Origin of the sequence: Escherichia sp. B1147, assembly GCF_001660175.1 — a bacterium.
In the GTDB taxonomy this organism is placed as follows: domain Bacteria; phylum Pseudomonadota; class Gammaproteobacteria; order Enterobacterales; family Enterobacteriaceae; genus Escherichia; species Escherichia whittamii.
The window spans coordinates 200,814-225,742 of the sequence record NZ_LFHY01000013.1; the positions used below are offsets into that span (position 1 = coordinate 200,814).

Genomic DNA, 24,929 nt, shown 5'->3' on the forward strand with positions numbered 1-24,929 from the left:
CGAATTCATGTTCAAGCAACACCTGGTTGTTTCAGTCAACGGAGTATTACATGTCCAGAAGGCTTCGCAGAACCAAAATCGTTACCACGTTAGGCCCGGCTACCGATCGCGATAATAACCTTGAAAAGGTCATCGCAGCGGGCGCAAACGTCGTACGAATGAACTTTTCTCATGGCTCGCCTGAAGACCATAAAATGCGCGCGGATAAAGTTCGTGAAATTGCCGCAAAACTGGGGCGTCATGTGGCTATTCTCGGTGACCTTCAGGGGCCAAAGATTCGCGTATCAACTTTTAAAGAAGGTAAGGTTTTCCTCAATATTGGGGATAAATTCCTGCTGGATGCCAACCTGGGCAAAGGTGAAGGCGATAAAGAAAAAGTCGGTATCGACTATAAAGGTCTACCTGCTGACGTCGTGCCTGGCGACATTCTGCTGCTGGACGACGGTCGAGTGCAGTTAAAAGTGTTGGAAGTTCAGGGCATGAAAGTGTTCACCGAAGTGACCGTCGGCGGCCCTCTTTCCAACAATAAAGGGATCAACAAACTCGGCGGCGGCCTGTCGGCTGAAGCGCTGACCGAGAAAGATAAAGCAGATATTCAGACTGCGGCATTGATTGGCGTAGATTACCTGGCTGTCTCTTTCCCACGCTGCGGCGAAGATCTGAATTATGCTCGTCGTCTGGCGCGCGATGCAGGTTGTGATGCGAAAATTGTCGCCAAAGTTGAACGTGCGGAAGCCGTTTGCAGCCAGGATGCAATGGACGACATTATCCTCGCTTCTGACGTGGTGATGGTCGCACGTGGCGACCTCGGCGTAGAGATTGGCGATCCGGAACTGGTTGGGATTCAGAAAGCGTTGATTCGTCGCGCGCGTCAGCTGAACCGCGCAGTCATTACTGCGACCCAGATGATGGAATCGATGATTACCAACCCGATGCCGACGCGTGCAGAAGTCATGGACGTGGCGAACGCCGTTCTGGATGGTACCGACGCCGTAATGTTGTCTGCGGAAACCGCCGCTGGTCAGTATCCATCTGAAACCGTTGCTGCAATGGCGCGTGTTTGCCTTGGCGCCGAAAAAATCCCGAGCATCAATGTATCTAAACACCGCCTGGACGTTCAGTTCGACAATGTGGAAGAAGCTATCGCGATGTCCGCAATGTACGCGGCAAACCACCTGAAAGGCGTTACCGCGATCATCACCATGACCGAATCCGGTCGTACCGCGCTGATGACTTCCCGTATCAGCTCCGGTTTGCCGATTTTCGCCATGTCTCGTCATGAACGCACTCTGAACCTGACTGCGCTTTATCGTGGTGTTACGCCGGTCTATTTTGATAGTGCAAATGATGGCGTGGTTGCTGCCAACGAAGCAGTAAATCTGCTGCGCGATAAAGGCTACCTGATGTCTGGTGATCTGGTGATTGTCACCCAGGGCGACGTGATGAGTACCGTGGGTTCTACTAATACCACGCGTATTTTAACGGTAGAGTAAGTTAGTTGCCGGATGCGGCGTAAATGCCATATCCGGCCTACAGTTCAATGATAATTCAACAGATTTAGAATCTTCTGAAGCAAACTTGAACTTATCATCAGGCGAAAGCCTCTCCTCGCGAGAGGCTTTTTTTATTTAATGGGATAAAGATCTTTACGCTTATACGGCTGGATTTCACCCGGTTTGCGAGTTTTCAGCAATTTTAAAATCCAGGTGTACTGCTCTGGTCGCGGACCAACAAAAATCTCAACTTCTTCATTCATACGCCGAGCAATGGTAGCGTCATCCGCCTCTAACAGGTCATCCATCGGTGGGCGTACCTGAATCGTCAGACGATGGGTCTTGCCATCATAGATTGGGAACAACGGAACGACACGCGCGCGACACACTTTCATCAGACGACCAATTGCTGGCAGCGTCGCTTTATACGTTGCGAAGAAATCAACAAATTCGCTGTGTTCAGGGCCATGATCCTGATCCGGTAAATAATAGCCCCAGTAGCCCTGACGAACCGACTGGATAAATGGCTTAATGCCATCATTTCGTGCATGCAAACGACCGCCGAAACGACGGCGCACGGTGTTCCAGACATAATCAAAAACCGGATTACCCTGATTATGGAACATCGCTGCCATTTTCTGCCCTTGTGAGGCCATCAACATGGCGGGGATATCAACTGCCCAGCCGTGCGGCACCAGAAAGATCACTTTCTCGTTGTTACGCCGCATCTCTTCGATGATCTCCAGCCCCTGCCAGTCGACGCGAGGTTGAATTTTCTCCGGCCCACGTATCGCCAGTTCAGCCATCATTGCCATCGCCTGAGGCGCGGTGGCAAACATCTCATCAACAATCGCTTCGCGTTCGGCTTCGCTACGTTCTGGAAAGCAGAGAGACAGATTGATCAACGCCCGACGACGTGAGCTTTTGCCCAGTCTTCCGGCCAAACGCCCCAACCGCGCAAGGATGGGATCGCGGAATTTCGCTGGTGTTAAGGCAATACCGGCCATTGCCGCCACGCCCAACCAGGCTCCCCAGTAACGAGGGTGACGAAAGGATTTATCAAACTCAGGAATGTATTCGCTATTATTTTTTTTCGTTTCCATGCTTTTCCAATTTCGGATAAGGCAATAATCAATCTGGTGGTAGTGTAACGGCGCAACTTGCCCCGCACCAAATAAAAAAGCCGGCACTAACTGTGTACCGGCTGCCAACGGGTATTAATTAATCAAATTGTAGCTGCGGTACAATCTCTTTGGCCTTCGCCAGGAATTCGGTACGATCGGCACCGGTCAGCCCTTCAGTACGCGGCAGTTTCGCTGTCAACGGGTTCACGGCCTGCTGGTTAATCCATACTTCATAATGCAGATGTGGCCCAGTTGAACGCCCGGTGTTACCGGAAAGCGCGATACGATCGCCACGCTTCACTTTCTGCCCCGGTTTAACCAGAATCTTACGCAGATGCATATAACGCGTGGTATAGCTACGACCATGACGAATCGCGACATAATAACCTGCTGCGCCACTGCGTTTAGCCACTACCACTTCCCCGTCACCCACCGAAAGCACCGGCGTACCCTGCGGCATGGCGAAATCAACGCCTCTGTGCGGCGCAACGCGAGCGGTTACCGGGTTCAGACGACGCGGGTTAAAGTTAGACGAAATGCGGAACTGTTTTGCCGTCGGGAATCGTAAGAACCCCTTCGCCAGGCCAGTACCGTTACGGTCGTAGAATTTGCCATCTTCAGCGCGAATAGCATAGTAATCTTTGCCTTCTGAACGCAAACGCACGCCCAAAAGTTGGCTTTGTTCACGTTTGCCATCAAGCATCTCACGTGACATTAACACCGCAAATTCGTCACCTTTTTTCACTTTGCGGAAGTCCATCTGCCACTGCATCGCTTTAATCACCGCGCTCACTTCAGCACTGGTTAAACCTGCATTTTTGGCGCTGGCAACAAAACTTGTCCCAACGGTTCCTTTCAACAGATTGTTAACCCACTCCCCTTGCTGTATTTCGCTGGTCATTTTAAAACCATTAGCGGCGGTGCGGTCATAGATACGAGTTTCGCGGCGAGACACTTCCCAGGTCAGACGCTGTAATTCGCCATCAGTGGTTAATGTCCAGGAGAGTTGTTGACCAATTTTCAGGTTACGCAGATCTTTATCAGCAGCAGCAAGTTGGGTGATATCACCCATCTCAATACCATATTGATTAAGGATGCTACTTAACGTATCGCCGGTAGAAACGACATATTCATGAACACCGGCTTCACCAGCGATTTTGTCGTCGAGTTCGTCCTGCGGAATGGCTTCATCTTCTTGCGCGGCTTGATCAATCGGCTCACTGGCCTCAGGTAAGAGAGAACGAATTTCGTTCTGTTCAAGCTCAATGGTTTTGACAATCGGCGAGGCGTCTCGGTGGTAAACATAAGGCCGCCAGACAGCGACGGCCAGTGTAAGAACGGTGAGCGACCCCAACATAACGCGGTGTGGTCGCGGTAAATTATTAAACGCCAGGGCGACAGAGCGGGCTATCTGTTGCACGTAATCACTTCCTCATTAATCTCCTTTCAGGCAGCTCGCGTACTGGTTAGCTAATTGATTCAGGAATTCTGAATAGCTCGTTTTGCCCAGTTTGATATTCGTCCCAAGGGGATCCAACGTTCCCATACGAACGGATGTCCCTCGTGCGACGCTTTCGACGACCGCAGGCCTGAACTGTGGCTCAGCAAAAACGCAGGTTGCTTTTTGCTCAACCAACTGTGTTCTTATTTGATGTAAACGCTGCGCGCCAGGTTGAATCTCTGGGTTTACGGTAAAGTGACCAAGCGGTGTCAGTCCGAATTGTTTTTCGAAGTAGCCGTAAGCATCATGAAAAACGAAATAACCTTTTCCCTTAAGCGGCGCGAGCTCGTTACCAACCTGTTTCCTACTTGAAGCTAATTGTGCCTCAAATTCCATCAGGTTGGCGTCAAGTTTGGCTCGACTTTGCGGCATAAGTTCCACTAATTTTCCATGGATTGCAACCGCTGTAGCCCGCGCTATCTCTGGGGAAAGCCAAACATGCATGTTGAAATCGCCGTGATGGTGATCTTCGTCACTTTTTTCCGCGTGGTCGTGATCATCATCAGCGTCGTGAATACTTTTCATCAGCAGCGGTTTTACACTCTCAAGCTGCGCAATGGTTACCTGTTTCGCTTCGGGTAATTTACTCACGGGCTTTTGCATAAACGCTTCCATTTCCGGTCCAACCCAGACAACTAAGTCCGCGTTCTGTAAGCGCTTTACATCAGATGGACGCAGTGAATAATCATGCTCAGAGGCCCCATCAGGAAGCAATACCTCCGTCTCTGTTACCCCATCAGCAATAGCGGAAGCGATGAATCCAACAGGTTTAAGCGAAGCGACAACGGCAGCTTCTGCTACCTGTGTTGCACTGCCCCAGAGAGCAGCAGATAATGCTGCGAAAAGAAGCGTTTTTTTATGTAACATAATGCGACCAATCATCGTAATGAATATAAGAAGTGTGATATTATAACATTTCATGACTACTGCAAGACTAAAATTAACATGACAAGTCTGGTTTCCCTGGAAAATGTCTCGGTTTCATTTGGCCAACGCCGCGTCCTCTCTGATGTGTCGCTGGAACTCAAGCCTGGTAAAATTTTGACCTTACTTGGGCCGAACGGCGCAGGTAAGTCGACACTGGTTCGTGTTGTACTCGGGCTGGTAACACCAGATAAAGGTGTTATCAAGCGCCACGGAAAACTGCGCATTGGTTATGTGCCGCAGAAGCTGTATCTCGACACCACGTTGCCACTCACCGTAAACCGTTTTTTACGTTTACGCCCCAGAACACATAAGGAAGATATTCTGCCTGCACTAAAACGCGTTCAGGCAGGGCATCTTATTGACGCACCAATGCAAAAGCTCTCTGGCGGTGAAACGCAGCGTGTACTGCTGGCACGCGCATTGTTAAATCAACCACAGTTATTAGTTCTGGATGAACCCACCCAGGGCGTGGACGTGAATGGCCAGGTGGCGTTATATGACCTTATTGACCAGTTACGTCGCGAACTGGATTGTGGCGTTTTAATGGTGTCTCACGATCTGCATCTGGTGATGGCAAAAACCGATGAAGTACTTTGCCTGAACCATCACATCTGTTGTTCTGGTACACCAGAAGTCGTTTCCCTGCATCCGGAATTTATTTCGATGTTCGGGCCTCACGGGGCTGAACAGCTGGGTATTTATCGCCATCATCATAATCACCGCCACGATTTACAGGGGCGAATTGTTCTGCGTCGGGGAAGTGATCGCGCATGATTGAATTATTATTTCCCGGTTGGTTAGCCGGGATTATGCTGGCCTGTGCCGCAGGTCCTTTGGGTTCGTTTGTTGTCTGGCGTCGTATGTCTTATTTCGGCGATACGCTGGCTCATGCGTCTTTACTTGGCGTGGCGTTTGGTCTGTTGCTGGACGTAAATCCCTTCTATGCAGTGATTGCCGTTACGCTGCTGCTGGCGGGCGGTCTGGTGTGGCTGGAGAAGCGTCCACAGCTGGCGATCGACACGTTATTAGGAATTATGGCGCACAGTGCCTTGTCGCTGGGCCTGGTCGTTGTCAGTCTGATGTCTAACATTCGCGTTGACTTGATGGCATATCTGTTCGGCGATTTGCTGGCAGTGACGCCGGAAGATCTCATCTCCATTGCGGTTGGCGTGGTCATTGTGGTGGCGATCCTGTTCTGGCAATGGCGCAATTTGCTGTCGATGACCATTAGCCCGGACCTGGCATTTGTCGATGGCGTGAAATTACAGCGCGTGAAATTGCTGTTGATGCTGGTAACAGCATTGACGATTGGTGTGGCAATGAAATTTGTCGGGGCGTTGATTATTACCTCGCTGCTGATCATTCCGGCGGCTACCGCACGTCGTTTCGCCCGTACACCGGAACAGATGGCTGGTGTCGCTGTTTTGGTGGGGATGATTGCAGTAACCGGTGGTTTAACTTTTTCAGCATTTTACGATACGCCTGCGGGTCCATCAGTGGTGCTGTGTGCTGCTCTGTTGTTTATTTTGAGTATGATGAAAAAACAGGCCAGCTAATTTCGCCTGAACACATTTGTCGGATGCGGCGCGAGCGCCTTATCCGACCTACGGTTCGTTATACATGCCAGGCCTGATAAGACACGAGCAGCGTCGCATCAGGCACATTGCCTGTGTCGGATGCGGCGCGAGCGCCTTAACTGATCTACGGCATTTCTGGCGGCGTGATGCCAAAGTGGTTCCACGCCCGCACTGTCGCCATACGCCCGCGTGGCGTTCGCTGCAAAAAGCCTTGCTGAATCAAATAAGGCTCCAGCACATCCTCAATGGTTTCACGTTCTTCGCCAATAGCCGCCGCCAGGTTATCCAGACCTACAGGCCCGCCGAAGAACTTGTCAATCACCGCCAGCAATAACTTGCGGTCCATATAATCGAAACCTTCGGCATCGACATTCAGCATATCCAGCGCCTGAGCGGCGATGTCTGCCGAGATGGTGCCATCATGCTTCACTTCGGCAAAATCGCGTACGCGACGCAGCAAACGGTTAGCAATACGTGGTGTACCGCGCGCCCGACGCGCCACTTCCAGCGCGCCATCGTCACTCATCTCAAGCCCCATAAAGCGCGCGCTACGACTGACAATATATTGCAGATCCGGCACTTGATAAAACTCAAGACGCTGCACAATACCGAAACGATCACGTAGGGGGGACGTCAGCGAGCCAGCACGCGTGGTCGCGCCAATAAGGGTGAACGGCGGCAGATCGATTTTAATCGAACGCGCCGCTGGACCTTCACCGATCATAATATCCAGCTGGTAGTCTTCCATTGCCGGATACAACACCTCTTCCACCACAGGCGAAAGACGGTGGATCTCATCAATAAACAGCACGTCATGCGGTTCAAGATTGGTGAGCATCGCCGCCAGATCGCCCGCTTTTTCCAGCACCGGACCGGAAGTCGTGCGTAAATTAACGCCCATTTCATTGGCGACAATGTTGGCAAGCGTAGTTTTACCTAAACCCGGAGGGCCAAAAATCAACAGATGATCGAGGGCATCGCCGCGCAGTTTCGCCGCTTTGATGAAAATCTCCATCTGCGAACGGACCTGCGGCTGACCAACATACTCTTCCAGTAATTTGGGGCGAATGGCGCGATCTGCTACATCTTCCGGCAAAGTCGTACCGGCAGAAATCAGACGGTCTGCTTCAATCATCCTTTACCTCATAACGCGGCGCGCAGGGCTTCGCGAATTAATGTTTCACTGCTGGCATCAGGACGAGCAATTTTGCTCACCATGCGGCTGGCTTCTTGTGGTTTATAGCCCAGCGCCACCAGCGCAGCAACCGCTTCCTGTTCAGCATCGTCGGTCGCCGGGCTGGCAGGCGACGTGAGTACCAGATCGGCGGCTGGCGTAAAGAGATCGCCGTGCAAACCTTTAAATCGGTCTTTCATTTCGACAATCAAACGCTCGGCGGTTTTTTTGCCAATGCCCGGCAGTTTCACCAGTGCCCCCAGTTCTTCACGCTCAACCGCATTAACAAACTGCTGCGCCGACATTCCAGACAAGATAGCCAATGCCAGTTTTGGCCCAACACCGTTGGTTTTGATCAACTCTTTAAACAGCGTACGCTCTTGCTTATTGTTAAAACCGTACAGTAGTTGCGCATCTTCACGCACCACAAAGTGTGTGAAAACAATCGCTTCCTGCCCTGCTTCCGGGAGTTCATAAAAACAGGTCATCGGCATATGCACTTCATAGCCTACGCCGCCTACTTCAAGTAACACCAGCGGGGGTTGTTTTTCCAGAATAATGCCTCTGAGTCTGCCTATCACATGACGCTCCTGCGTAATGAATCAAAGATAATGCTGTATGATAAAAAAATGCTGGATAGATATCCAGCGAAGGATGAAGAAAACTTGCGAGGCGTCTCGATTAACTGAAAAATGGCGCAGTATAATTCATTCGCTAAGTCATATTTAAAATAGATATTTAGTGGATAAAAGCATAAAAAAATAAACTTCTCCGCTCCTGCAAAAAATTTGTGGTATTAAGTATATTCATATTTATTTCAATGGAATGACAAAGTGAATATTAATTACCTTGCTGAATATGAAGTTGGAGATATCGTCTTTACATGTATAGGTACTGCCTTATTTGGTCAAATATCAGCTGCATCAAATTGCTGGAGTAATCACGTCGGGATCATTATTGGTCACGACGGCGAGGATTTTCTGGTCGCAGAAAGCCGAGTTCCTCTTTCGACCATAACCACCCTCTCCCACTTTATTAAACGTTCGTCAAACCAACGCTACGCCGTAAAAAGATTAGGCGCCGGATTAACAGAACAGCAAAAACAACGTCTGGTTGAACAGGTTCCCTCCCGGCTACGCAAACTCTACCACACCGGTTTTAAATACGAATCTTCCCGCCAGTTCTGTTCAAAATTCGTTTTTGATATTTATAAAGAGGCGCTATGTATTCCGGTAGGTGAAATAGAGACGTTTGGAGAACTGCTCAACAGCAATCCGAATGCAAAACTCACTTTCTGGAAATTCTGGTTCTTAGGTTCGATTCCGTGGGAACGTAAAACCGTCACGCCAGCCAGTTTGTGGCATCATCCGGGTCTGGTGTTGATTCATGCGGAGGGAGTAGAAACGCCTCAGCCCGAACTGACCGAGGCGGTATAACTTAACGCAGTCGCCCTCTCGCCAGGTTTAGTCGCGATTCGCTCATCTGCATCGCATTCTGACTAACGTGGCAGTGGGTGATGGCAATCGCCAGCGCATCGGCGGCATCCGCCTGTGGATTAGCGGGCAGTTTCAGCAAGGTGCGGACCATGTGCTGCACCTGGCTTTTTTCAGCGCTACCAATGCCCACCACAGTTTGCTTCACCTGACGCGCAGCATATTCAAACACCGGCAATTCCTGATTCACCGCTGCCACAATCGCCACGCCGCGTGCCTGCCCCAGTTTCAGGGCAGAGTCGGCATTCTTCGCCATAAAGACTTGTTCGATTGCGAAATAATCGGGCTGGAACTGGGTGATGATTTCCGTCACGCCCGCATAGATGAGCTTCAGACGAGACGGTAAATCATCCACTTTGGTGCGTATGCATCCACTGCCCAGGTAGGACAGTTGCCTGCCCACCTGACGGATAACACCGTAGCCGGTAACGCGCGACCCCGGGTCAATACCGAGAATAATAGACATCACGCGTCTCCGTTTTGTTGTTTAGCCGGCCTCATCAGAGGGTCGCTGCAACCTCATCAGAGATCTCACCGTTATGGTAAACTTCCTGCACGTCGTCACAGTCTTCCAGCATATCGATTAAACGCATCAGTTTCGGTGCAGTTTCTGCATCCATATCGGCTTTGGTTGACGGGATCATGGAAACTTCTGCGCTGTCTGCTTTCAGACCTGCCGCTTCCAGAGCATCACGTACTTTACCCATCTCTTCCCATGCAGTGTAGACGTCGATTGCGCCGTCATCATAGGTCACAACGTCTTCTGCACCTGCTTCCAGCGCAGCTTCCATGATGGTGTCCTCGTCGCCTTTCTCGAAGGAGATCACACCTTTTTTGCTGAACAGATAGGCTACAGAGCCATCAGTACCCAGGTTACCGCCACATTTGCTGAATGCGTGACGTACTTCAGCAACGGTACGGTTACGGTTGTCGGACAGACATTCAATCATGATTGCAGTGCCGCCAGGACCGTAACCTTCGTAGATGATGGTTTCCATGTTCGCATCATCATCGCCGCCCACACCACGTGCAATTGCACGGTTCAGGGTGTCACGGGTCATGTTGTTAGACAGCGCTTTATCAATGGCTGCTCGCAGACGCGGGTTGGCATCCGGATCGCCACCACCCAGTTTAGCTGCGGTCACCAGCTCACGAATGATTTTAGTGAAGATTTTACCGCGCTTTGCATCCTGCGCAGCTTTACGATGTCTGGTGTTGGCCCATTTACTATGACCTGCCATAAAAATATCTCCAAATAGCCCTGCCTGTTCAGGCAGCGTTAATTACATACTCTTCAATCGCCTGCCGGTTGCTCCAGGACATGGTGAGCGCCGCCGCAGCAGGCGCATCAAGCCACTTGTAGGCCAGATGTTCAGTGAAGACTACCTGGCGCTCGTGCGGTAGCGCAAGGCAGAACCATGATTCCGTATTACGCGTCACACCTGGCGCATAGCGATGACGTAAATGTGAAAAAATTTCAAACTCCACCGTGCGCTGACAGTCAATTAAGGTCAGTTGTTCAGCGACAACATCAATGGTGACCTCTTCCTTTACTTCGCGCATGGCAGCTTGCGACGCGGTTTCCCCTTCTTCCACACTGCCGGTTACCGACTGCCAGAAATCGGGGTCATCACGCCGCTGTAACATCAGCACCCGTTTCGTATCTTGTGCAAAAATGACCACCAGTACAGAAACGGGACGCTTATACACTTTATCCTTCACGCTGCCTCTTCGTTGGCTGTCTTCGCTCATCCCATTCACATAGTTATCTATGCTCATGGGAGTTCACTCAGTTGCCGCCTCGATGCACCGCAAATGATTTCGTGTATTTTATTCATATCAATTATTCTCAGCCTTCTTTACAACCTGAATGCTCAGTTCAGCCAGTGCAGTCGGGTTGGCAAAGCTCGGTGCTTCAGTCATCAGACACGCTGCCGCCGTTGTTTTCGGGAAGGCGATAACGTCACGGATGTTGTCGGTACCGGTCAGCAACATAGTCAGACGGTCAAGGCCGAATGCCAGACCTGCGTGCGGCGGGGTACCGTATTTCAGAGCGTCGAGCAGGAAGCCAAATTTCTCGCGCTGTTCCTCTTCGGTGATACCCAGAATGCCAAACACCGTCTGCTGCATATCACCATTATGGATACGCACAGAACCACCGCCCACTTCGTAACCATTGATGACCATATCGTAAGCGTTCGCCACCGCATTTTCTGGCGCAGCATTCAGTTCGGCTGCAGTCATATCTTTCGGTGCGGTGAACGGATGGTGCATTGCCGTCAGGCCGCCTTCACCGTCGTCTTCAAACATCGGGAAGTCGATAACCCACAGCGGTGCCCATTTGCTTTCGTCGGTCAGCGCGAGATCTTTACCCACTTTCAAACGCAGTGCGCCCATCGAGTCGGCAACAATTTTCTTGTTGTCAGCACCGAAGAAAATCATATCGCCATCTTGCGCGGCGGTACGATCCAGAATGGCTTCGATGATTTCCGCATTGAGGAATTTTGCGACCGGGCTGTTGATACCGTCCAGACCTTTCGCGCGTTCGTTGACTTTGATGTAAGCCAGACCTTTCGCGCCATAGATCTTAACGAAGTTACCGTATTCGTCGATCTGTTTACGGGTCAGCGATGCGCCGCCCGGAACGCGCAGAGCCGCTACGCGACCTTTCGGATCGTTCGCCGGACCTGCGAATACCGCAAATTCAACGGATTTCAGCAGATCAGCAACATCAGTCAGTTCCATCGGGTTACGCAGGTCCGGTTTGTCGGAGCCGTAACGGCGTTCAGCTTCCGCAAAGGTCATTACCGGGAAATCGCCCAGATCAACGCCTTTCACTTCCAGCCACAGATGACGCACCAGCGCTTCCATGACTTCACGCACTTGCGGCGCGGTCATGAAGGAAGTTTCCACATCGATCTGAGTAAATTCGGGCTGACGGTCAGCGCGCAGGTCTTCGTCACGGAAGCATTTGACTATCTGATAGTAACGGTCAAAACCAGACATCATCAGCAACTGTTTGAACAGCTGCGGAGACTGCGGCAGCGCGTAGAATTTACCTTTGTGCACACGAGAAGGCACCAGGTAGTCACGCGCACCTTCCGGCGTGGCTTTAGTCAGCATCGGAGTTTCGATGTCGAGGAAGCCGTGGTCATCCATAAAACGGCGCACCAGGCTGGTGATTTTCGCACGGGTTTTCAGGCGTTGAGCCATTTCCGGGCGACGCAGGTCAAGATAGCGGTATTTCAGACGCGCTTCTTCAGTGTTGACGTGGTTGGAGTCAAGCGGCAGAACGTCTGCACGGTTGATGATGGTCAGCGAGGACGCCAGCACTTCGATTTCGCCAGTCGCCATATCGCGGTTGATATTTTTTTCGTCACGCGCACGTACGGTGCCCGTGACCTGAATGCAGAACTCATTACGCAGTTCAGAGGCCAGCTTTAACGCGTCCGCACGATCCGGATCGAAAAATACCTGCACGATACCTTCGCGGTCGCGCATATCGATAAAGATCAGGCTACCAAGATCACGACGACGGTTGACCCAACCACACAGAGTCACCTGCTGCCCCACGTGGGACAAACGGAGCTGTCCACAATATTCTGTACGCATGAGATATCCCTTAACTTAGCTGCCGGCGGATGTCCCCTGCTGCGCAGGTGACCTAAGTCGCAGCGTTAGCTGTATGTCACAACTGAATGAAAAAAGGCGGCTATTATACTGGAAATTCTGCCGCACCGTAAGAGTCTGGCCCGCTCTGGAACGACTCGTTACCACTTTATATCAGGCCAGGAATCAGACTCTACCCTTGTTTGCTATAAAGGTGTTGCCCCAACACATAAAAATTAACAAAATTTGTCGTTCTGCCATCGGCTAATCGCATTAAGGTGAGAGGCTCGGTTTTGTTTTATCTGGAGTCATCATGCTTGAACTGAATACTAAAACCACTGCGCTGGTAGTGATTGATTTACAGGAAGGCATCTTGCCTTTTGCCGGTGGTCCGCATACTGCTGAAGATGTCGTGAATCGCGCGGGAAAACTGGCAGCGAAATTTCGCGAGAGCGGTCAGCCTGTGTTTCTCGTGCGCGTCGGCTGGTCTGCCGATTACGCCGAAGCATTAAAACAGCCGGTTGATGCCCCCGCGCCAGCCAGAACGTTGCCGGAAAACTGGTGGCAACATCCTGCAGCATTAGGTGCAACTGACAGCGATATTGAAATCATCAAACGTCAATGGGGTGCGTTTTACGGTACGGATCTGGAGTTGCAATTACGCCGCCGGGGTATCGATACAATAGTGTTATGTGGGATCTCAACCAATATCGGCGTTGAGTCCACCGCCCGTAACGCGTGGGAGTTAGGGTTTAATCTGGTGATTGCTGAAGACGCCTGTAGCGCTGCCACTACCGAACAGCACAACAACAGCATCAACCATATCTACCCGCGCATCGCCCGCGTGCGTCGCGTGGAAGAGATCCTCGACGCGTTATGATTTACATCGGTCTGCCGCAATGGTCGCATCCAAAATGGGTGCGATTGGGGATCTCCAGCCTGGAAGAGTACGCCCGCCATTTTAATTGTGTGGAGGGAAACACCACCCTTTATGCTCTGCCAAAGCCAGAAGTGGTTCTGCGCTGGCGCGAGCAGACCAGCGATGATTTCCGCTTCTGTTTTAAATTTCCGGCAACCATTTCGCACCAGGCGGCGTTACGGCATTGCGATGACTTAGTTGTGGAATTTTTAACCCGCATGTCACCGTTAGCGCCGCGCATTGGGCAATACTGGCTGCAACTGCCCGCCACGTTTGGTCCACGGGATCTGCCAACTCTTTGGCACTTTCTCGATTCTCTTCCTGGCGAATTTACCTATGGTGTGGAAGTTCGCCATCCGCAATTTTTTACCAAAGGCGAGGAAGAACAAACGCTTAATCGCGGTTTACATCAGCGCGGCGTTAATCGGGTGATTTTAGACAGTCGTCCGGTTCATGCAGCACGTCCGCATAGTGAAGCCATTCGCGACGCGCAACGGAAAAAGCCGAAAGTTCCGGTTCATGCCGTATTAACGGCGACAAATCCGCTGATCCGTTTTATCGGCAGCGATGATATGGCGCAAAATCGGGAATTATTTCAGGTCTGGTTACAAAAATTAGCGCAGTGGCGCCAGACCACTACGCCTTATCTTTTTCTGCATACGCCAGATATCGCCCAGGCACCAGAACTGGTACATACCCTGTGGGAAGACTTACGCAAGACTCTTCCAGAGATCGGAGCAGTCCCGGCTATTCCACAGCAATCTTCTCTTTTCTGAAATTGCCACCTATCATAGACAGGAGCCATCGGCCATTTTAAAGGGAGTTTGTATGGTAAGCGCGCTGTATGCCGTTTTAGGTGCGTTGTTATTAATGAAGTTCTCTTTTGATGTTGTTCGTCTGCGAATGCAGTATCGCGTTGCCTATGGCGACGGCGGTTTTAGCGAACTACAAAGCGCTATTCGTATTCATGGCAATGCGGTGGAATATATTCCCATCGCGATTGTATTGATGCTATTTATGGAAATGAATGGTGCTGAAACCTGGATGGTGCATATTTGCGGCATCGTTTTGCTTGCAGGTCGTCTGATGCATTATTACGGTTTCCATCACCGTCTGTTTCGCTGGCGACGTTCCGGCATGAGCGCCACGTGGTGTGCGCTGTTGCTGATGGTGCTGGCGAATCTTTGGTATATGCCCTGGGAGTTGGTTTTCTCCCTGCGTTAGCGCACAATACGCCACTTTCTTTTTCCCGGATTTTTACGTTATGTCTCACCGCGACACGCTATTTTCTGCTCCTATCGCCAGACTGGGCGACTGGACCTTTGATGAACGGGTAGCTGAAGTCTTCCCGGATATGATCCAACGTTCCGTTCCCGGCTACTCCAATATTATTTCAATGATTGGTATGTTAGCTGAACGCTTCGTTCAACCGGGTACGCAGATTTACGATCTGGGCTGTTCTCTGGGCGCGGCGACGCTCTCTGTGCGTCGTAACATTCATCATGATAATTGTAAAATTATCGCCATCGACAATTCCCCGGCAATGATTGAACGCTGCCGCCGTCATATCGACGCCTATAAAGCGCCTACGCCTGTTGACGTTATTGAAGGTGATATTCGTGATATTGCCATTGAAAACGCGTCGATGGTGGTACTGAATTTTACCCTGCAATTCCTGGAACCCGCCGAGCGCCAGGCATTACTGGATAAAATTTATCAAGGGCTGAATCCTGGTGGTGCACTGGTGCTGTCGGAAAAATTCAGTTTCGAAGATGCCAAAGTCGGAGAGCTGCTGTTCAACATGCACCACGACTTTAAACGTGCCAATGGCTACAGTGAGCTGGAGATCAGCCAGAAGCGCAGCATGCTGGAAAACGTAATGCTGACCGATTCCGTCGAAACTCATAAAGCACGCCTGCATCAAGCCGGTTTTGAACATAGCGAGCTATGGTTCCAGTGCTTTAACTTTGGTTCGCTGGTAGCATTAAAAGCAGAGGACGCTGCATGATCGACTTTGGTAACTTTTATTCTCTGATTGCCAAAAATCATCTTTCACACTGGCTGGAAACTCTGCCCGCGCAAATTGCCAGCTGGCAGCGCGAACAGCAGCACGGCCTGTTTAAACAGTGGTCCAATGCGGTTGAATTTCTGCCTGAAATTAAACCGTATCGTCTGGATTTGCTACATAGTGTGACGGCAGAAAGCGAGGAGCCGCTGAGTGCCGGGCAGATTAAACGCATTGAAACACTGATGCGTAACTTGATGCCCTGGCGCAAAGGGCCGTTCTCGCTATATGGCGTCAACATTGATACCGAATGGCGTTCCGACTGGAAATGGGATCGTGTTCTGCCACATCTTTCTGATTTAACCGGGCGCACCATTCTGGATGTTGGTTGCGGCAGCGGCTATCACATGTGGCGCATGATTGGCGCAGGCGCGCATCTGGCGGTGGGAATCGACCCTACGCAACTGTTCCTCTGCCAATTTGAAGCAGTGCGTAAACTGTTGGGTAACGATCAACGCGCGCATCTTTTGCCGCTGGGGATTGAACAACTTCCGGCACTGAAAGCCTTTGATACCGTCTTTTCGATGGGCGTGCTTTACCATCGTCGTTCGCCGCTGGAACATCTGTGGCAGTTGAAAGATCAACTGGTGAATGAGGGTGAACTGGTACTGGAGACGCTTGTTATTGATGGCGACGAAAACACCGTGCTGGTGCCGGGCGACCGTTACGCGCAAATGCGTAATGTCTATTTTATTCCATCAGCACTGGCACTGAAAAACTGGCTGAAGAAGTGCGGGTTTGTCGATATCCGCATTGCAGACATCAGCGTCACGACGACGGAAGAGCAGCGCCGCACCGAGTGGATGGTCACCGAGTCTTTGTCTGATTTTCTCGACTCGCATGATCCGAGTAAAACGGTAGAAGGTTATCCTGCGCCTAAACGCGCGGTGCTGATTGCGCGTAAGCCGTAAAAATTTAGCGCCCGTTTCCGGGCGTTGGGATCGATGACAAACGCCAAAACTGCCTGATGCGCTACGCTTATCAGGCCTACTCATCTCCTGCAATATATTGAATTTGCACAATTTTGTAGGCCGGATAAGGCGTTCACGCCGCATCCGGCATGAACAAGCACACGTTGTCAGCAAATTAGCGCCCGTTTCCGGGCGCTATTTATTTCTTACGCCTGAATGGCTGGCTGATCAAACGCCGTTAACTTCGGCGCATTGCCCGTATATTTTTCGATATACACCAGCGCAGAGTTACCAGCACAGGCATTCGCCAGTTGCGAGCTGGGGATATCCGCCGTTAACACGTTCGCACTGCCGTTTTTACACAAGCCATTTTCCAGATCCGGCCAGGCGCCTTCATGCACGCACACCACGCCTTTTTTGATCCCGTCAGTCACCACTGCGCCTGTCAGGATCTGACCACGTTTATTCCAGACGCGCACCAAATCGCCATTTGCAATACCAAAACGCGCGGCATCTTCGGTGTGAATAGTAATCGGTTCACGATCGGCAACCGCATATTTTTTGCGCAGTTCAGCGTAATTGAGCTGGCTATGTAAACGGTGTGCCGGATGCGCGGTCAGAAGCTGCAACTGCTTCTCGTCTGCGGTGCCTTTCCATTCATCAGGAGCCAGCCAGGTCGGGTGTGCGGGGCAATCCTTATAGCCAAATTTTTCCAGCGTTTTTGAGTAGATTTCAATTTTGCCACTTGGTGTACCCAGCGCATTTTTCACCGGATCGGCGCGGAAATCGCCATAGCGAACATATTGCTCGTTCTTCTCGCTGCGACGCATTTCAAGCAGTTTATTTTGCTGCCAGAAGGTATTAAACACTGGCATGCTAACACGCTGCGCTCGCGCGCCTTTCTGGGCGGCATCATAGAAAAATTTCAGCCACGCCATTTCATCTTTACCTTCGGTATAAATCTCTTTTCCGCCAGGTTTCAATAATTCCGCAAGGTCGGCAAATACTTCAAAATCGTTACGCGCTTCAAATTGCGGAGCGACAGCCTGCTTCATCGGCACAATATGCTGGTTGCTGTAATCGCCGGTCATCGTCAGGTCATTACGCTCAAACGATGTGGTGATCGGTAATACGATATCTGCGTGTTTGGCTGCTGCCGTCCAGTAGCATTCAGAAACGACAATCATCTCCGGTTTCTGCCAGGCTTTAATCAGGCGATGAGTATCCTGGTGATGGGTAAAGTTACCACCACCAGCCCACCAGATCATTTTGATATTCGGGTACGTTTGCTCTTTACCGTTGTGCTGATATTTGCCGCCAGGATTTTCCAGCGCATCGACAATACGGGCGACCGGAATCGCCGTCATTCCGCCATCATCAGCTTCCTCGCTTGCCTGTCCGGCTATAGCCGCAGACATTTCTGGTAGCACGCCGCCAACACGCGTTGGATTACCGCCGTTGGAGTAATGATAAGAGAAACCAAAACCGCCGCCCGGTGTACCAATTTGCCCTAACATCGCCGCCAGCGTCACCAGCATCCAGTGTTTCTGTTCGCCGTATTGCTGACGTTGGATCCCCCAACCTGCCATCAGCATCGTGCGATTCGCCGCCATCAGTTCAGCGAGTTTGACAATCTGCGCTTCCGGTACGCCAGTAATTTCTGCCGCCCAGGCCGCACTCTTCGGCGTATTATCGCTCTTGCCGGTCAGATACTCTTCAAACTGCGGATAACCAGTGGTGTATTTCTCCAGGAAGGCTTTATCGTGCTTACCTTGTGTCATCAGGGTATGCGCAATGCCTAACATCAGCGCCACGTCGGTCCCCATATTCGGCGCGATCCAGGTGGCGTTATCGCCAAAGAACTCGATCGTTTCGGAACGGATAGGGTCGATGGCAATAACCGGTTTGCCTGATTTCTTCAGCTGATGGAAGTATTCCAGCCCTTGTTCATCGGTACTGCTCCAGGCAATTTTTAAGGTATTCAGAGGGTTCATCCCCCACAACACCACCACCTGACTGTTTTCCAGAATCAGTGGCCAGGAAGTCTGCTGTTCATAGACCTCCACAGAACCAACAACGTGCGGCATGATCACCTGCGCAGCCCCGGTAGAGTAATCGCCACTATGCCCCGAATATCCCCCCGCAAGGTTCATATAACGTTGCAGTAAGGTTTGCGCTTTATGCAACACGCCAGAAGAGCGCCAGCCGTAAGACCCGGCAAAAATGGCCGAAGGACCGTTGGCCTTGCGAATGCGATTGTGTTGCTCATGAATCAGTTTTAATGCCTGTTCCCAGCTCACCTGAACGTAACTGTCTTCGCCACGACCTTTATCCGGTTGCAGTGGATTGTCGAGATAACTTTTACTCACCATCGGATGCTGAATACGCGCCGTGGTGTGTACCTGATCCGCCGCCGTAGACTGTAAGGAATTCGGGATAGACTTCGCCAGCGCGCCTGTAGAAGAAACAATCTTACCGTCCTTCACTTCTACGTTCATCGCTCCCCAACGACCCGCGGTGAGGATTTTTCCGCCCTTCTCTTCTGCCCATGCGGGTAACGGCGTAGCCGATGTCACCGCCAGCGCCCCGGCGGCAATACCACTATGTTTAATAAACTCACGTCTTGTTAATGTCATAACTTCCTCCCTGATCAACGAGGATCACTGTTTTTCGCTAATATCTTTGGCGTTGTACTGGAAGTACCGCGTCAAAATGTCCAGTTCGTTTTCGCTCATGCTGGTTCGCGCCCCCATTCCTTTGGCGATAGAGGGCCAGGCATTGACGGTGTAATGGTCAGCGGCAATAGGCGCATGGCAGCCAGCGCAATAGGTGCCATCGAGTTTTTCAGCGTATTGCCATAACGGTTTACGATCCGCTAATACGGGATCGATTAGCGCGCCCTGTAATGACGCCTGACGCCATTGATTACCGTATTCATCAGCCTGCCATTCCCAGTTTACCGTTAGCGCCTTGATACCTTCATCACTTAGTGTGGCTAATGCCAGGCGTTGACCTGCCGCCAGGTAGAGCGTGTTTTCACTGCCCTGCATTTGATAACCCTGTAACAGGACGATCGGTTGTTTGCCGCTGGCATCAACAACCGTGAGATCGGTGCCAGGATTCACAGTGGCCAGTTCGCCTATGCGGGAAGGTTTGAAAGGATAAATATGTGCGCCATTGGTCACTGAAGTGGCGGCCTGACTTTCCAGTTCATGCGCAGCGTTGTCATCCATTTTTATTTCTGGCGGGAAATGGGCAATCCCTTTATGACAATCAATACACGTTTCACCGTCCTTTTGTGCTTTGGTATGCATTTTCTGCGCAGATTCACTTTGCGATGCAATATCCATCGCATCAAAAGAATGGCAACTACGGCACGTTGCAGAGTCTGAGGCTTTTAATTCCTTCCATACTGTTTCGGCCATTTCCTGACGGTGGGCCTCGAACTTATCGTCACTGTCTATTTTGCCGCTAACAAATTCATGATAAATATCTTTAGATGCTTTTAATTTAGCAAATAAATAATCCATCCCTGATTTTGGTATATGACAATCAGAACATTCGGCACGTATACCTTTTTGATTGGAAAAGTGGACGGTTCCCTGATATTCCTCAAACGGTTTGCTCATTGAGTGACAGGAAAGACAAAATGCTGTTTCCGATGTTTTGTGTAACGCTTTTTGTGCCAGTAATAAACCGCCAGCACCAACCACCACTGCTATCAGCAGAAAAAATAACCAAATGCGTTTTTTCCCTCGCATAGATTCCTCTAATTAAATTCCAGGACACCGAAATCATTGTATAATTAAATATACAACGAATTAATAACTTACTAAATTCGGCACAACACTGCCTGAAATAACCGATAAAAAATATGATTTATTACAACTTAATCATTAATTATTAAAGAAGAGCTTACTGGTTATTTTGATATATATTTTCCAGTTTTGGTAATTTAAATCACATAATTAATATGAATATATAAAACATTTTTAGCAGCATGATTTAGCGCGCTATTACACGATAACTGTTCGTTTTTCATACTACTTAAGGATAAAAAAAGGCCCCTGTTGAAATTGCAGGGGCCTGGTACGAGCAAGCATCATATTGGGCGACATGATGCAACGGTAAAAATCATTTGGCCTGATGGCGTTCAATGATTCCTTTCATTTCAGCAACCGCCGCCCCGTCTACGACATAACGCGAATACTCGTCCGCGTGTGCATCTGATGACATGGACAATCCTTGATTACGATAGCGCATCGGTGAGGCTTGCCACGCTCCCGCGGAGCTATGGACTTCCAGCACTCCGGCATCGAGGAAGTGGTGCAGATTTTCTGCACGGACTCCTGCTCCGGCCATGATGATTGGAGTATCACCATAGGCAATAAGTTCCATAATTTTTGATAAACCTTGTAGAGCATCTGATTTTTGCCCGGAAGTCAGTACCCGGGCAATGCCCAATTGCGCAAGATTATTTAGTGTATTTAATGGGTTAGCACACATATCGAAGGCGCGATGAAACGTAACTGCCAACGGACCGGCAGCAGACATTATTTTTTCCATTCGTGGCATATCGACATTACCGTCAACATCCAGAACGCCCGTCACCAGTCCTGAAAATCCTAATTCACGTACTGTGCGGATATCCTCAAGAATGGCGGCAAACTCGCCGTCGCTGTAGCAAAAATCGCCACCTCGCGGTCGGATGATTGGATGCACAGGGATAGTAACCTGCCGGCGCACGGACTTCAGCACGCCCAGCGACGGCGTTAAGCCCCCTTCTTTCGGTGCCGCACAAAGCTCTATTCTGTCGGCACCGTTTTGCTGCGCCGTTAGTGCGCATTCCATGCTGTAACAGCAAATTTCCAGTAATGCCATTTTTGCTCCTTAATTACACCGACTGTTCACTGGCAACGATCTCTTCAATGGACCACGGATGAAACTTAATGGTTGTTCTGCCATCGGTGACCGCCAGAGTTGGATTCGGTAATCGCTCATGCTCGCCTTTTGGTGAACTTGTTTTCACCGAGATCCCCGGCAGGCTTAGTCCTTCATCAGAAAGCAACGCTAACGCGCGGGCATTCAGCGTTTCTGGCTCGCCCGGCAGAACGATTTCGATATGTTCCCAACCTTCGTGCGGGTAACGTTTTTCTCCGGGCCACGGTAACTCAACAATGGAAAACTGCCAGTGAGCAACCTGTACCGGTTCGTGCAATTTAAACAGACAAATTGGTCTGCCATTGATCATATTTTCTGACAGGAGTTCACCGCACTGTTCAAACCCGCGACGCCAGCGTTCAGCGGTGGTGTTTTGATGGCAGCGCAAGGATATGTGATCGGCAGCCAGCGGGGTGATATCCAGACCCAGACGACGAGAAAGTTCGTCTAATGCATGGATAAATCGCGGTAAATCTGTTGCAATATCCTGCAACTCGTCGATAGATTGCCAGTTCGCCATAATCACTCTTCGTCTTTCAGTAAAAGCGCTAATTTACCCTGTTGCCCTTCCCCAACCAACTGCTGATTTCATGTGGTACCCGATGCAATAGTAAAAACGGCAATGCGCCGCGCGCACGTTGCTGACGAAAACAGCCATTTGCAGTATACTCCCGCCCTAATTTCTTTAACTGGTGCGAGCAATTTTTGCTCGCTTCATCAATGTAAGGTATTCCGGTGAATATTCAGGCTCTTCTCTCAGAAAAAGTCCGTCAGGCCATGATTTCGGCAGGCGCGCCTGCGGATTGCGAACCGCAGGTTCGCCAGTCAGCAAAAGTTCAGTTCGGCGACTATCAGGCTAACGGCATGATGGCAGTTGCTAAAAAACTGGGTATGGCACCGCGACAATTAGCAGAGCAGGTGCTGACTCATCTGGATCTTAGCGGTATCGCCAGCAAAGTTGAGATTGCTGGTCCGGGCTTTATCAATATTTTCCTTGACTCGGCATTCCTTGCTGAACATGTTCAACAGGCGCTGGCGTCCGATCGTCTCGGTGTTGCTACGCCAGAAAAACAGACCATTGTGGTTGACTACTCTGCGCCAAACGTGGCGAAAGAGATGCACGTCGGTCACCTGCGCTCAACCATCATTGGTGACGCGGCTGTGCGTACTCTGGAGTTCCTCGGTCACAAAGTGATTCGCGCTAACCACGTTGGTGACTGGGGTACCCAGTTCGGTATGCTGATTGCGTGGCTGGAAAAACAGCAGCAGGAAAACGCAGGTGAAATGGAACTGGCTGACCTTGAAGGTTTCTACCGCGACGCGAAAAAACATTACGATGAAGATGAAGAGTTCGCCGAGCGCGCACGTAACTACGTGGTAAAACTGCAAAGCGGTGACGAATACTTCCGCGAGATGTGGCGCAAACTGGTCGACATCACCATGACGCAGAACCAGATCACCTACGATCGTCTGAACGTGACGCTGACGCGCGATGACGTCATGGGCGAAAGCCTCTACAACCCGATGCTGCCGGGTATCGTGGCGGATCTGAAAGCCAAAGGTCTGGCAGTAGAAAGTGAAGGCGCGACCGTTGTATTCCTTGATGAGTTCAAAAACAAGGAAGGCGAACCGATGGGCGTTATCATTCAGAAGAAAGATGGCGGCTATCTCTATACCACTACCGATATCGCTTGCGCGAAGTATCGTTATGAAACCCTTCATGCCGATCGCGTGTTGTATTACATCGACTCCCGTCAGCACCAGCACCTGATGCAGGCGTGGGCAATCGTGCGTAAAGCAGGCTACGTGCCGGAATCCGTACCGCTGGAACACCACATGTTTGGCATGATGCTGGGTAAAGATGGCAAACCGTTCAAAACCCGCGCGGGCGGCACGGTAAAACTGGCGGATCTGCTTGATGAAGCACTGGAACGCGCGCGTCGTCTGGTTGCCGAGAAGAATCCAGACATGCCAGCCGACGAGCTGGAAAAACTGGCCAACGCGGTTGGTATCGGCGCGGTGAAATACGCAGATCTCTCCAAAAACCGCAACACCGACTACATCTTCGACTGGGACAACATGCTGGCGTTTGAGGGTAATACCGCGCCGTACATGCAGTATGCCTATACCCGAGTGTTGTCCGTGTTCCGTAAAGCGGAAATTACTGAAGAACAACTGGCTGCAGCTCCGGTAATCATTCGTGAAGATCGTGAAGCGCAACTGGCTGCTCGTCTGCTGCAGTTCGAAGAGACGCTCACCGTGGTTGCCCGTGAAGGTACGCCGCACGTGATGTGTGCTTACCTGTACGATTTGGCTGGTCTGTTCTCTGGCTTCTACGAGCACTGCCCGATCCTCAGCGCAGAAAACGAAGAAGTGCGTAACAGCCGTCTGAAACTGGCGCAACTGACCGCGAAGACGCTGAAGCTGGGTCTGGATACGCTGGGTATTGAGACTGTAGAGCGTATGTAATCGATTTTTCGTGAGAGTGAAGCCTGATCAGGAGCACCTGATCAGGCTTTTTTATTACCATCTAAATGTATTCTGAAAATGAACATGCCATTGTTTTCTCGCTGTTGAGTAAGAGGTCAGAAGCGTAATATCCAGCCCCAGGAAAACGATAACGGTTGAATTTAAGGAATACAGTAGTGTTTAAATTTCTTGTATTAACATTGGGCATTATCTCTTGCCAGGCTTACGCAGAAGATACAGTTATAGTAAACGACCATGACATTTCACCCATAAAAGATTGTTGGCAAAAAAATTCAGATGATGATACTGACATTAACGTGGTCAAATCATGCCTGCGACAAGAATACAATCTCGTCGATGCGCAATTAAATAAAGCCTATGGTGAAGCTTATCGTTATATAGAACAAGTGCCACGCACAGGTGCAAAAAAACCTGATACAGAACAACTTAACCTGCTTAAAAAATCACAGCGAGCGTGGCTGGACTTTCGGGACAAAGAATGTGAATTAATTCTTTCCAATGAGGACGTTCAGGATTTAAGCAACCCTTATTCTGAATCAGAATGGCTATCATGTATGATCATACAGACCAACACGCGAACTCGTCAGTTGCAGCTATACCGTAATTCTGAAGATTTTTATCCAAGCCCTTTAACAAGAGGATAATTCACATATTGCTGGCATGTTTTGTTGCAAGCTATTCCTGATAAATCATTGCAACAAAACA

The 24,929-nt window shown here is 50.4% G+C and carries 25 protein-coding genes; 11 read left to right on the top strand and 14 right to left on the bottom strand.

Annotated features, from left to right (window positions below; genetic code table 11):
- Positions 1–50 precede the first annotated feature (50 nt).
- Positions 51–1,493, top strand: coding sequence for a pyruvate kinase (gene pyk, locus A9180_RS13800; RefSeq protein ID WP_000091159.1), 1,443 nt, complete (start codon positions 51–53; stop codon positions 1,491–1,493).
- Positions 1,494–1,624: 131 nt separating this feature from the next.
- On the opposite strand, the gene lpxM is transcribed toward pyk, so the two are convergent.
- The 3 genes from lpxM to znuA all read right to left on the bottom strand — a co-directional run bounded on the left by lpxM (position 1,625) and on the right by znuA (position 4,985).
- Positions 1,625–2,596, bottom strand: coding sequence for a lauroyl-Kdo(2)-lipid IV(A) myristoyltransferase (gene lpxM, locus A9180_RS13805; RefSeq protein WP_064529365.1), 972 nt, complete (start codon positions 2,594–2,596; stop codon positions 1,625–1,627).
- A gap of 118 nt (positions 2,597–2,714) precedes the next feature.
- Positions 2,715–4,037 carry a murein DD-endopeptidase MepM gene (mepM, locus tag A9180_RS13810; protein WP_064529274.1) on the bottom strand — a complete coding sequence of 441 codons (1,323 nt, stop codon included), beginning with the start codon at positions 4,035–4,037 and terminating at the stop codon, positions 2,715–2,717.
- A gap of 15 nt (positions 4,038–4,052) precedes the next feature.
- Positions 4,053–4,985 carry a zinc ABC transporter substrate-binding protein ZnuA gene (gene znuA, locus A9180_RS13815; protein WP_074399578.1) on the bottom strand — a complete coding sequence of 311 codons (933 nt, stop codon included), beginning with the start codon at positions 4,983–4,985 and terminating at the stop codon, positions 4,053–4,055.
- A gap of 78 nt (positions 4,986–5,063) precedes the next feature.
- Here znuA and znuC point away from each other — a divergent pair, with 78 nt between their 5' ends.
- Together znuC and znuB are read left to right on the top strand one after the other, a co-directional pair.
- Positions 5,064–5,819, top strand: a complete 756-nt coding sequence (znuC, locus tag A9180_RS13820; RefSeq protein ID WP_064529276.1) for a zinc ABC transporter ATP-binding protein ZnuC — start codon at positions 5,064–5,066, stop codon at positions 5,817–5,819.
- Positions 5,816–6,601, top strand: coding sequence for a zinc ABC transporter permease subunit ZnuB (gene znuB, locus A9180_RS13825; protein WP_064529277.1), 786 nt, complete (start codon positions 5,816–5,818; stop codon positions 6,599–6,601). The genes znuC and znuB overlap by 4 nt, the downstream gene beginning before the upstream one ends.
- A gap of 145 nt (positions 6,602–6,746) precedes the next feature.
- On the opposite strand, the gene ruvB is transcribed toward znuB, so the two are convergent.
- Positions 6,747–7,757 carry a Holliday junction branch migration DNA helicase RuvB gene (gene ruvB, locus A9180_RS13830; RefSeq protein ID WP_000568522.1) on the bottom strand — a complete coding sequence of 337 codons (1,011 nt, stop codon included), beginning with the start codon at positions 7,755–7,757 and terminating at the stop codon, positions 6,747–6,749.
- An 8-nt stretch (positions 7,758–7,765) separates the two neighbouring features.
- Positions 7,766–8,377, bottom strand: coding sequence for a Holliday junction branch migration protein RuvA (ruvA, locus tag A9180_RS13835; RefSeq protein ID WP_000580341.1), 612 nt, complete (start codon positions 8,375–8,377; stop codon positions 7,766–7,768).
- 252 nt (positions 8,378–8,629) lie between these two features.
- Here ruvA and A9180_RS13840 point away from each other — a divergent pair, with 252 nt between their 5' ends.
- Positions 8,630–9,232, top strand: a complete 603-nt coding sequence (locus A9180_RS13840; protein ID WP_064529278.1) for a YebB family permuted papain-like enzyme — start codon at positions 8,630–8,632, stop codon at positions 9,230–9,232.
- A gap of 1 nt (position 9,233) precedes the next feature.
- On the opposite strand, the gene ruvC is transcribed toward A9180_RS13840, so the two are convergent.
- The 4 genes from ruvC to aspS all read right to left on the bottom strand — a co-directional run bounded on the left by ruvC (position 9,234) and on the right by aspS (position 12,901).
- A complete protein-coding gene (ruvC, locus tag A9180_RS13845; RefSeq protein ID WP_010350951.1) occupies positions 9,234–9,755 on the bottom strand; it encodes a crossover junction endodeoxyribonuclease RuvC in 522 nt (173 codons plus the stop codon).
- A gap of 34 nt (positions 9,756–9,789) precedes the next feature.
- Positions 9,790–10,530 (bottom strand): YebC/PmpR family DNA-binding transcriptional regulator, encoded by a 741-nt coding sequence (locus tag A9180_RS13850; RefSeq protein WP_000907234.1) that lies wholly within the window; start codon positions 10,528–10,530, stop codon positions 9,790–9,792.
- A 28-nt stretch (positions 10,531–10,558) separates the two neighbouring features.
- Positions 10,559–11,011, bottom strand: coding sequence for a dihydroneopterin triphosphate diphosphatase (gene nudB / locus A9180_RS13855; protein ID WP_077883527.1), 453 nt, complete (start codon positions 11,009–11,011; stop codon positions 10,559–10,561).
- 117 nt (positions 11,012–11,128) lie between these two features.
- Positions 11,129–12,901 (bottom strand): aspartate--tRNA ligase, encoded by a 1,773-nt coding sequence (gene aspS, locus A9180_RS13860; RefSeq protein WP_064529279.1) that lies wholly within the window; start codon positions 12,899–12,901, stop codon positions 11,129–11,131.
- 310 nt (positions 12,902–13,211) lie between these two features.
- On the opposite strand from aspS, the gene A9180_RS13865 reads away from it, so the two are divergent.
- The 5 genes from A9180_RS13865 to cmoB are packed head-to-tail and all read left to right on the top strand — an operon-like array spanning position 13,212 to position 16,793.
- Positions 13,212–13,778, top strand: coding sequence for a hydrolase (locus A9180_RS13865; protein ID WP_064529280.1), 567 nt, complete (start codon positions 13,212–13,214; stop codon positions 13,776–13,778).
- Positions 13,775–14,593 carry a DUF72 domain-containing protein gene (locus tag A9180_RS13870; RefSeq protein ID WP_064529281.1) on the top strand — a complete coding sequence of 273 codons (819 nt, stop codon included), beginning with the start codon at positions 13,775–13,777 and terminating at the stop codon, positions 14,591–14,593. Before A9180_RS13865 ends, A9180_RS13870 begins: the two co-directional genes overlap by 4 nt.
- A 52-nt stretch (positions 14,594–14,645) precedes the next feature.
- The gene (locus A9180_RS13875) at positions 14,646–15,041 is read left to right on the top strand and encodes an MAPEG family protein (protein ID WP_000252971.1); all 396 of its coding nucleotides are present in this window, start codon (positions 14,646–14,648) and stop codon (positions 15,039–15,041) included.
- Between the two features lie 40 nt (positions 15,042–15,081).
- Positions 15,082–15,825 carry a carboxy-S-adenosyl-L-methionine synthase CmoA gene (cmoA, locus tag A9180_RS13880; protein ID WP_064529282.1) on the top strand — a complete coding sequence of 248 codons (744 nt, stop codon included), beginning with the start codon at positions 15,082–15,084 and terminating at the stop codon, positions 15,823–15,825.
- A complete protein-coding gene (gene cmoB, locus A9180_RS13885; RefSeq protein ID WP_064529283.1) occupies positions 15,822–16,793 on the top strand; it encodes a tRNA 5-methoxyuridine(34)/uridine 5-oxyacetic acid(34) synthase CmoB in 972 nt (323 codons plus the stop codon). Before cmoA ends, cmoB begins: the two co-directional genes overlap by 4 nt.
- A 206-nt stretch (positions 16,794–16,999) precedes the next feature.
- On the opposite strand, the gene torZ is transcribed toward cmoB, so the two are convergent.
- The 4 genes from torZ to A9180_RS13910 form a co-directional block, all read right to left on the bottom strand.
- The gene (torZ, locus tag A9180_RS13895) at positions 17,000–19,429 is read right to left on the bottom strand and encodes a trimethylamine N-oxide reductase TorZ (protein WP_064529284.1); all 2,430 of its coding nucleotides are present in this window, start codon (positions 19,427–19,429) and stop codon (positions 17,000–17,002) included.
- A gap of 24 nt (positions 19,430–19,453) precedes the next feature.
- Positions 19,454–20,554 (bottom strand): NapC/NirT family cytochrome c, encoded by a 1,101-nt coding sequence (locus tag A9180_RS13900; RefSeq protein ID WP_064529285.1) that lies wholly within the window; start codon positions 20,552–20,554, stop codon positions 19,454–19,456.
- A gap of 373 nt (positions 20,555–20,927) precedes the next feature.
- Positions 20,928–21,674 (bottom strand): copper homeostasis protein CutC, encoded by a 747-nt coding sequence (gene cutC / locus A9180_RS13905; protein ID WP_064529286.1) that lies wholly within the window; start codon positions 21,672–21,674, stop codon positions 20,928–20,930.
- A gap of 13 nt (positions 21,675–21,687) precedes the next feature.
- Positions 21,688–22,254, bottom strand: a complete 567-nt coding sequence (locus A9180_RS13910; RefSeq protein ID WP_064529287.1) for a VOC family protein — start codon at positions 22,252–22,254, stop codon at positions 21,688–21,690.
- A 215-nt stretch (positions 22,255–22,469) separates the two neighbouring features.
- Here A9180_RS13910 and argS point away from each other — a divergent pair, with 215 nt between their 5' ends.
- A complete protein-coding gene (gene argS / locus A9180_RS13915; protein ID WP_064529288.1) occupies positions 22,470–24,203 on the top strand; it encodes an arginine--tRNA ligase in 1,734 nt (577 codons plus the stop codon).
- Between the two features lie 41 nt (positions 24,204–24,244).
- Here the strand turns inward: argS and A9180_RS24630 are convergent, their stop codons facing one another.
- Positions 24,245–24,289, bottom strand: a complete 45-nt coding sequence (locus A9180_RS24630) for a hypothetical protein (protein ID WP_214676922.1) — start codon at positions 24,287–24,289, stop codon at positions 24,245–24,247.
- 90 nt (positions 24,290–24,379) lie between these two features.
- On the opposite strand from A9180_RS24630, the gene A9180_RS13920 reads away from it, so the two are divergent.
- Positions 24,380–24,868: a lysozyme inhibitor LprI family protein gene (locus tag A9180_RS13920; RefSeq protein WP_064529289.1), complete on the top strand. Its 489-nt coding sequence runs from the start codon at positions 24,380–24,382 to the stop codon at positions 24,866–24,868.
- The last annotated feature ends 61 nt before the right edge of the window (positions 24,869–24,929 follow it).

Excerpts from the sequence above, each read along its gene's own strand:
- A9180_RS13870 (WP_064529281.1), top strand. The coding sequence starts at position 13,775 with ATGATTTACATCGGTCTGCCGCAATGGTCGCATCCAAAATGGGTGCGA.
- znuB (WP_064529277.1), top strand. The coding sequence starts at position 5,816 with ATGATTGAATTATTATTTCCCGGTTGGTTAGCCGGGATTATGCTGGCC.
- A9180_RS13900 (WP_064529285.1), bottom strand. The coding sequence starts at position 20,554 with ATGCGAGGGAAAAAACGCATTTGGTTATTTTTTCTGCTGATAGCAGTG.
- lpxM (WP_064529365.1), bottom strand. The coding sequence starts at position 2,596 with ATGGAAACGAAAAAAAATAATAGCGAATACATTCCTGAGTTTGATAAA.
- A9180_RS13875 (WP_000252971.1), top strand. The coding sequence starts at position 14,646 with ATGGTAAGCGCGCTGTATGCCGTTTTAGGTGCGTTGTTATTAATGAAG.
- A9180_RS13910 (WP_064529287.1), bottom strand. The coding sequence starts at position 22,254 with ATGGCGAACTGGCAATCTATCGACGAGTTGCAGGATATTGCAACAGAT.
- A9180_RS13865 (WP_064529280.1), top strand. The coding sequence starts at position 13,212 with ATGCTTGAACTGAATACTAAAACCACTGCGCTGGTAGTGATTGATTTA.
- pyk (WP_000091159.1), top strand. The coding sequence starts at position 51 with ATGTCCAGAAGGCTTCGCAGAACCAAAATCGTTACCACGTTAGGCCCG.
- aspS (WP_064529279.1), bottom strand. The coding sequence starts at position 12,901 with ATGCGTACAGAATATTGTGGACAGCTCCGTTTGTCCCACGTGGGGCAG.
- cmoA (WP_064529282.1), top strand. The coding sequence starts at position 15,082 with ATGTCTCACCGCGACACGCTATTTTCTGCTCCTATCGCCAGACTGGGC.
- A9180_RS13850 (WP_000907234.1), bottom strand. The coding sequence starts at position 10,530 with ATGGCAGGTCATAGTAAATGGGCCAACACCAGACATCGTAAAGCTGCG.
- znuC (WP_064529276.1), top strand. The coding sequence starts at position 5,064 with ATGACAAGTCTGGTTTCCCTGGAAAATGTCTCGGTTTCATTTGGCCAA.
- torZ (WP_064529284.1), bottom strand. The coding sequence starts at position 19,429 with ATGACATTAACAAGACGTGAGTTTATTAAACATAGTGGTATTGCCGCC.
- cmoB (WP_064529283.1), top strand. The coding sequence starts at position 15,822 with ATGATCGACTTTGGTAACTTTTATTCTCTGATTGCCAAAAATCATCTT.
- znuA (WP_074399578.1), bottom strand. The coding sequence starts at position 4,985 with ATGTTACATAAAAAAACGCTTCTTTTCGCAGCATTATCTGCTGCTCTC.
- ruvC (WP_010350951.1), bottom strand. The coding sequence starts at position 9,755 with ATGTCTATTATTCTCGGTATTGACCCGGGGTCGCGCGTTACCGGCTAC.
- ruvB (WP_000568522.1), bottom strand. The coding sequence starts at position 7,757 with ATGATTGAAGCAGACCGTCTGATTTCTGCCGGTACGACTTTGCCGGAA.
- cutC (WP_064529286.1), bottom strand. The coding sequence starts at position 21,674 with ATGGCATTACTGGAAATTTGCTGTTACAGCATGGAATGCGCACTAACG.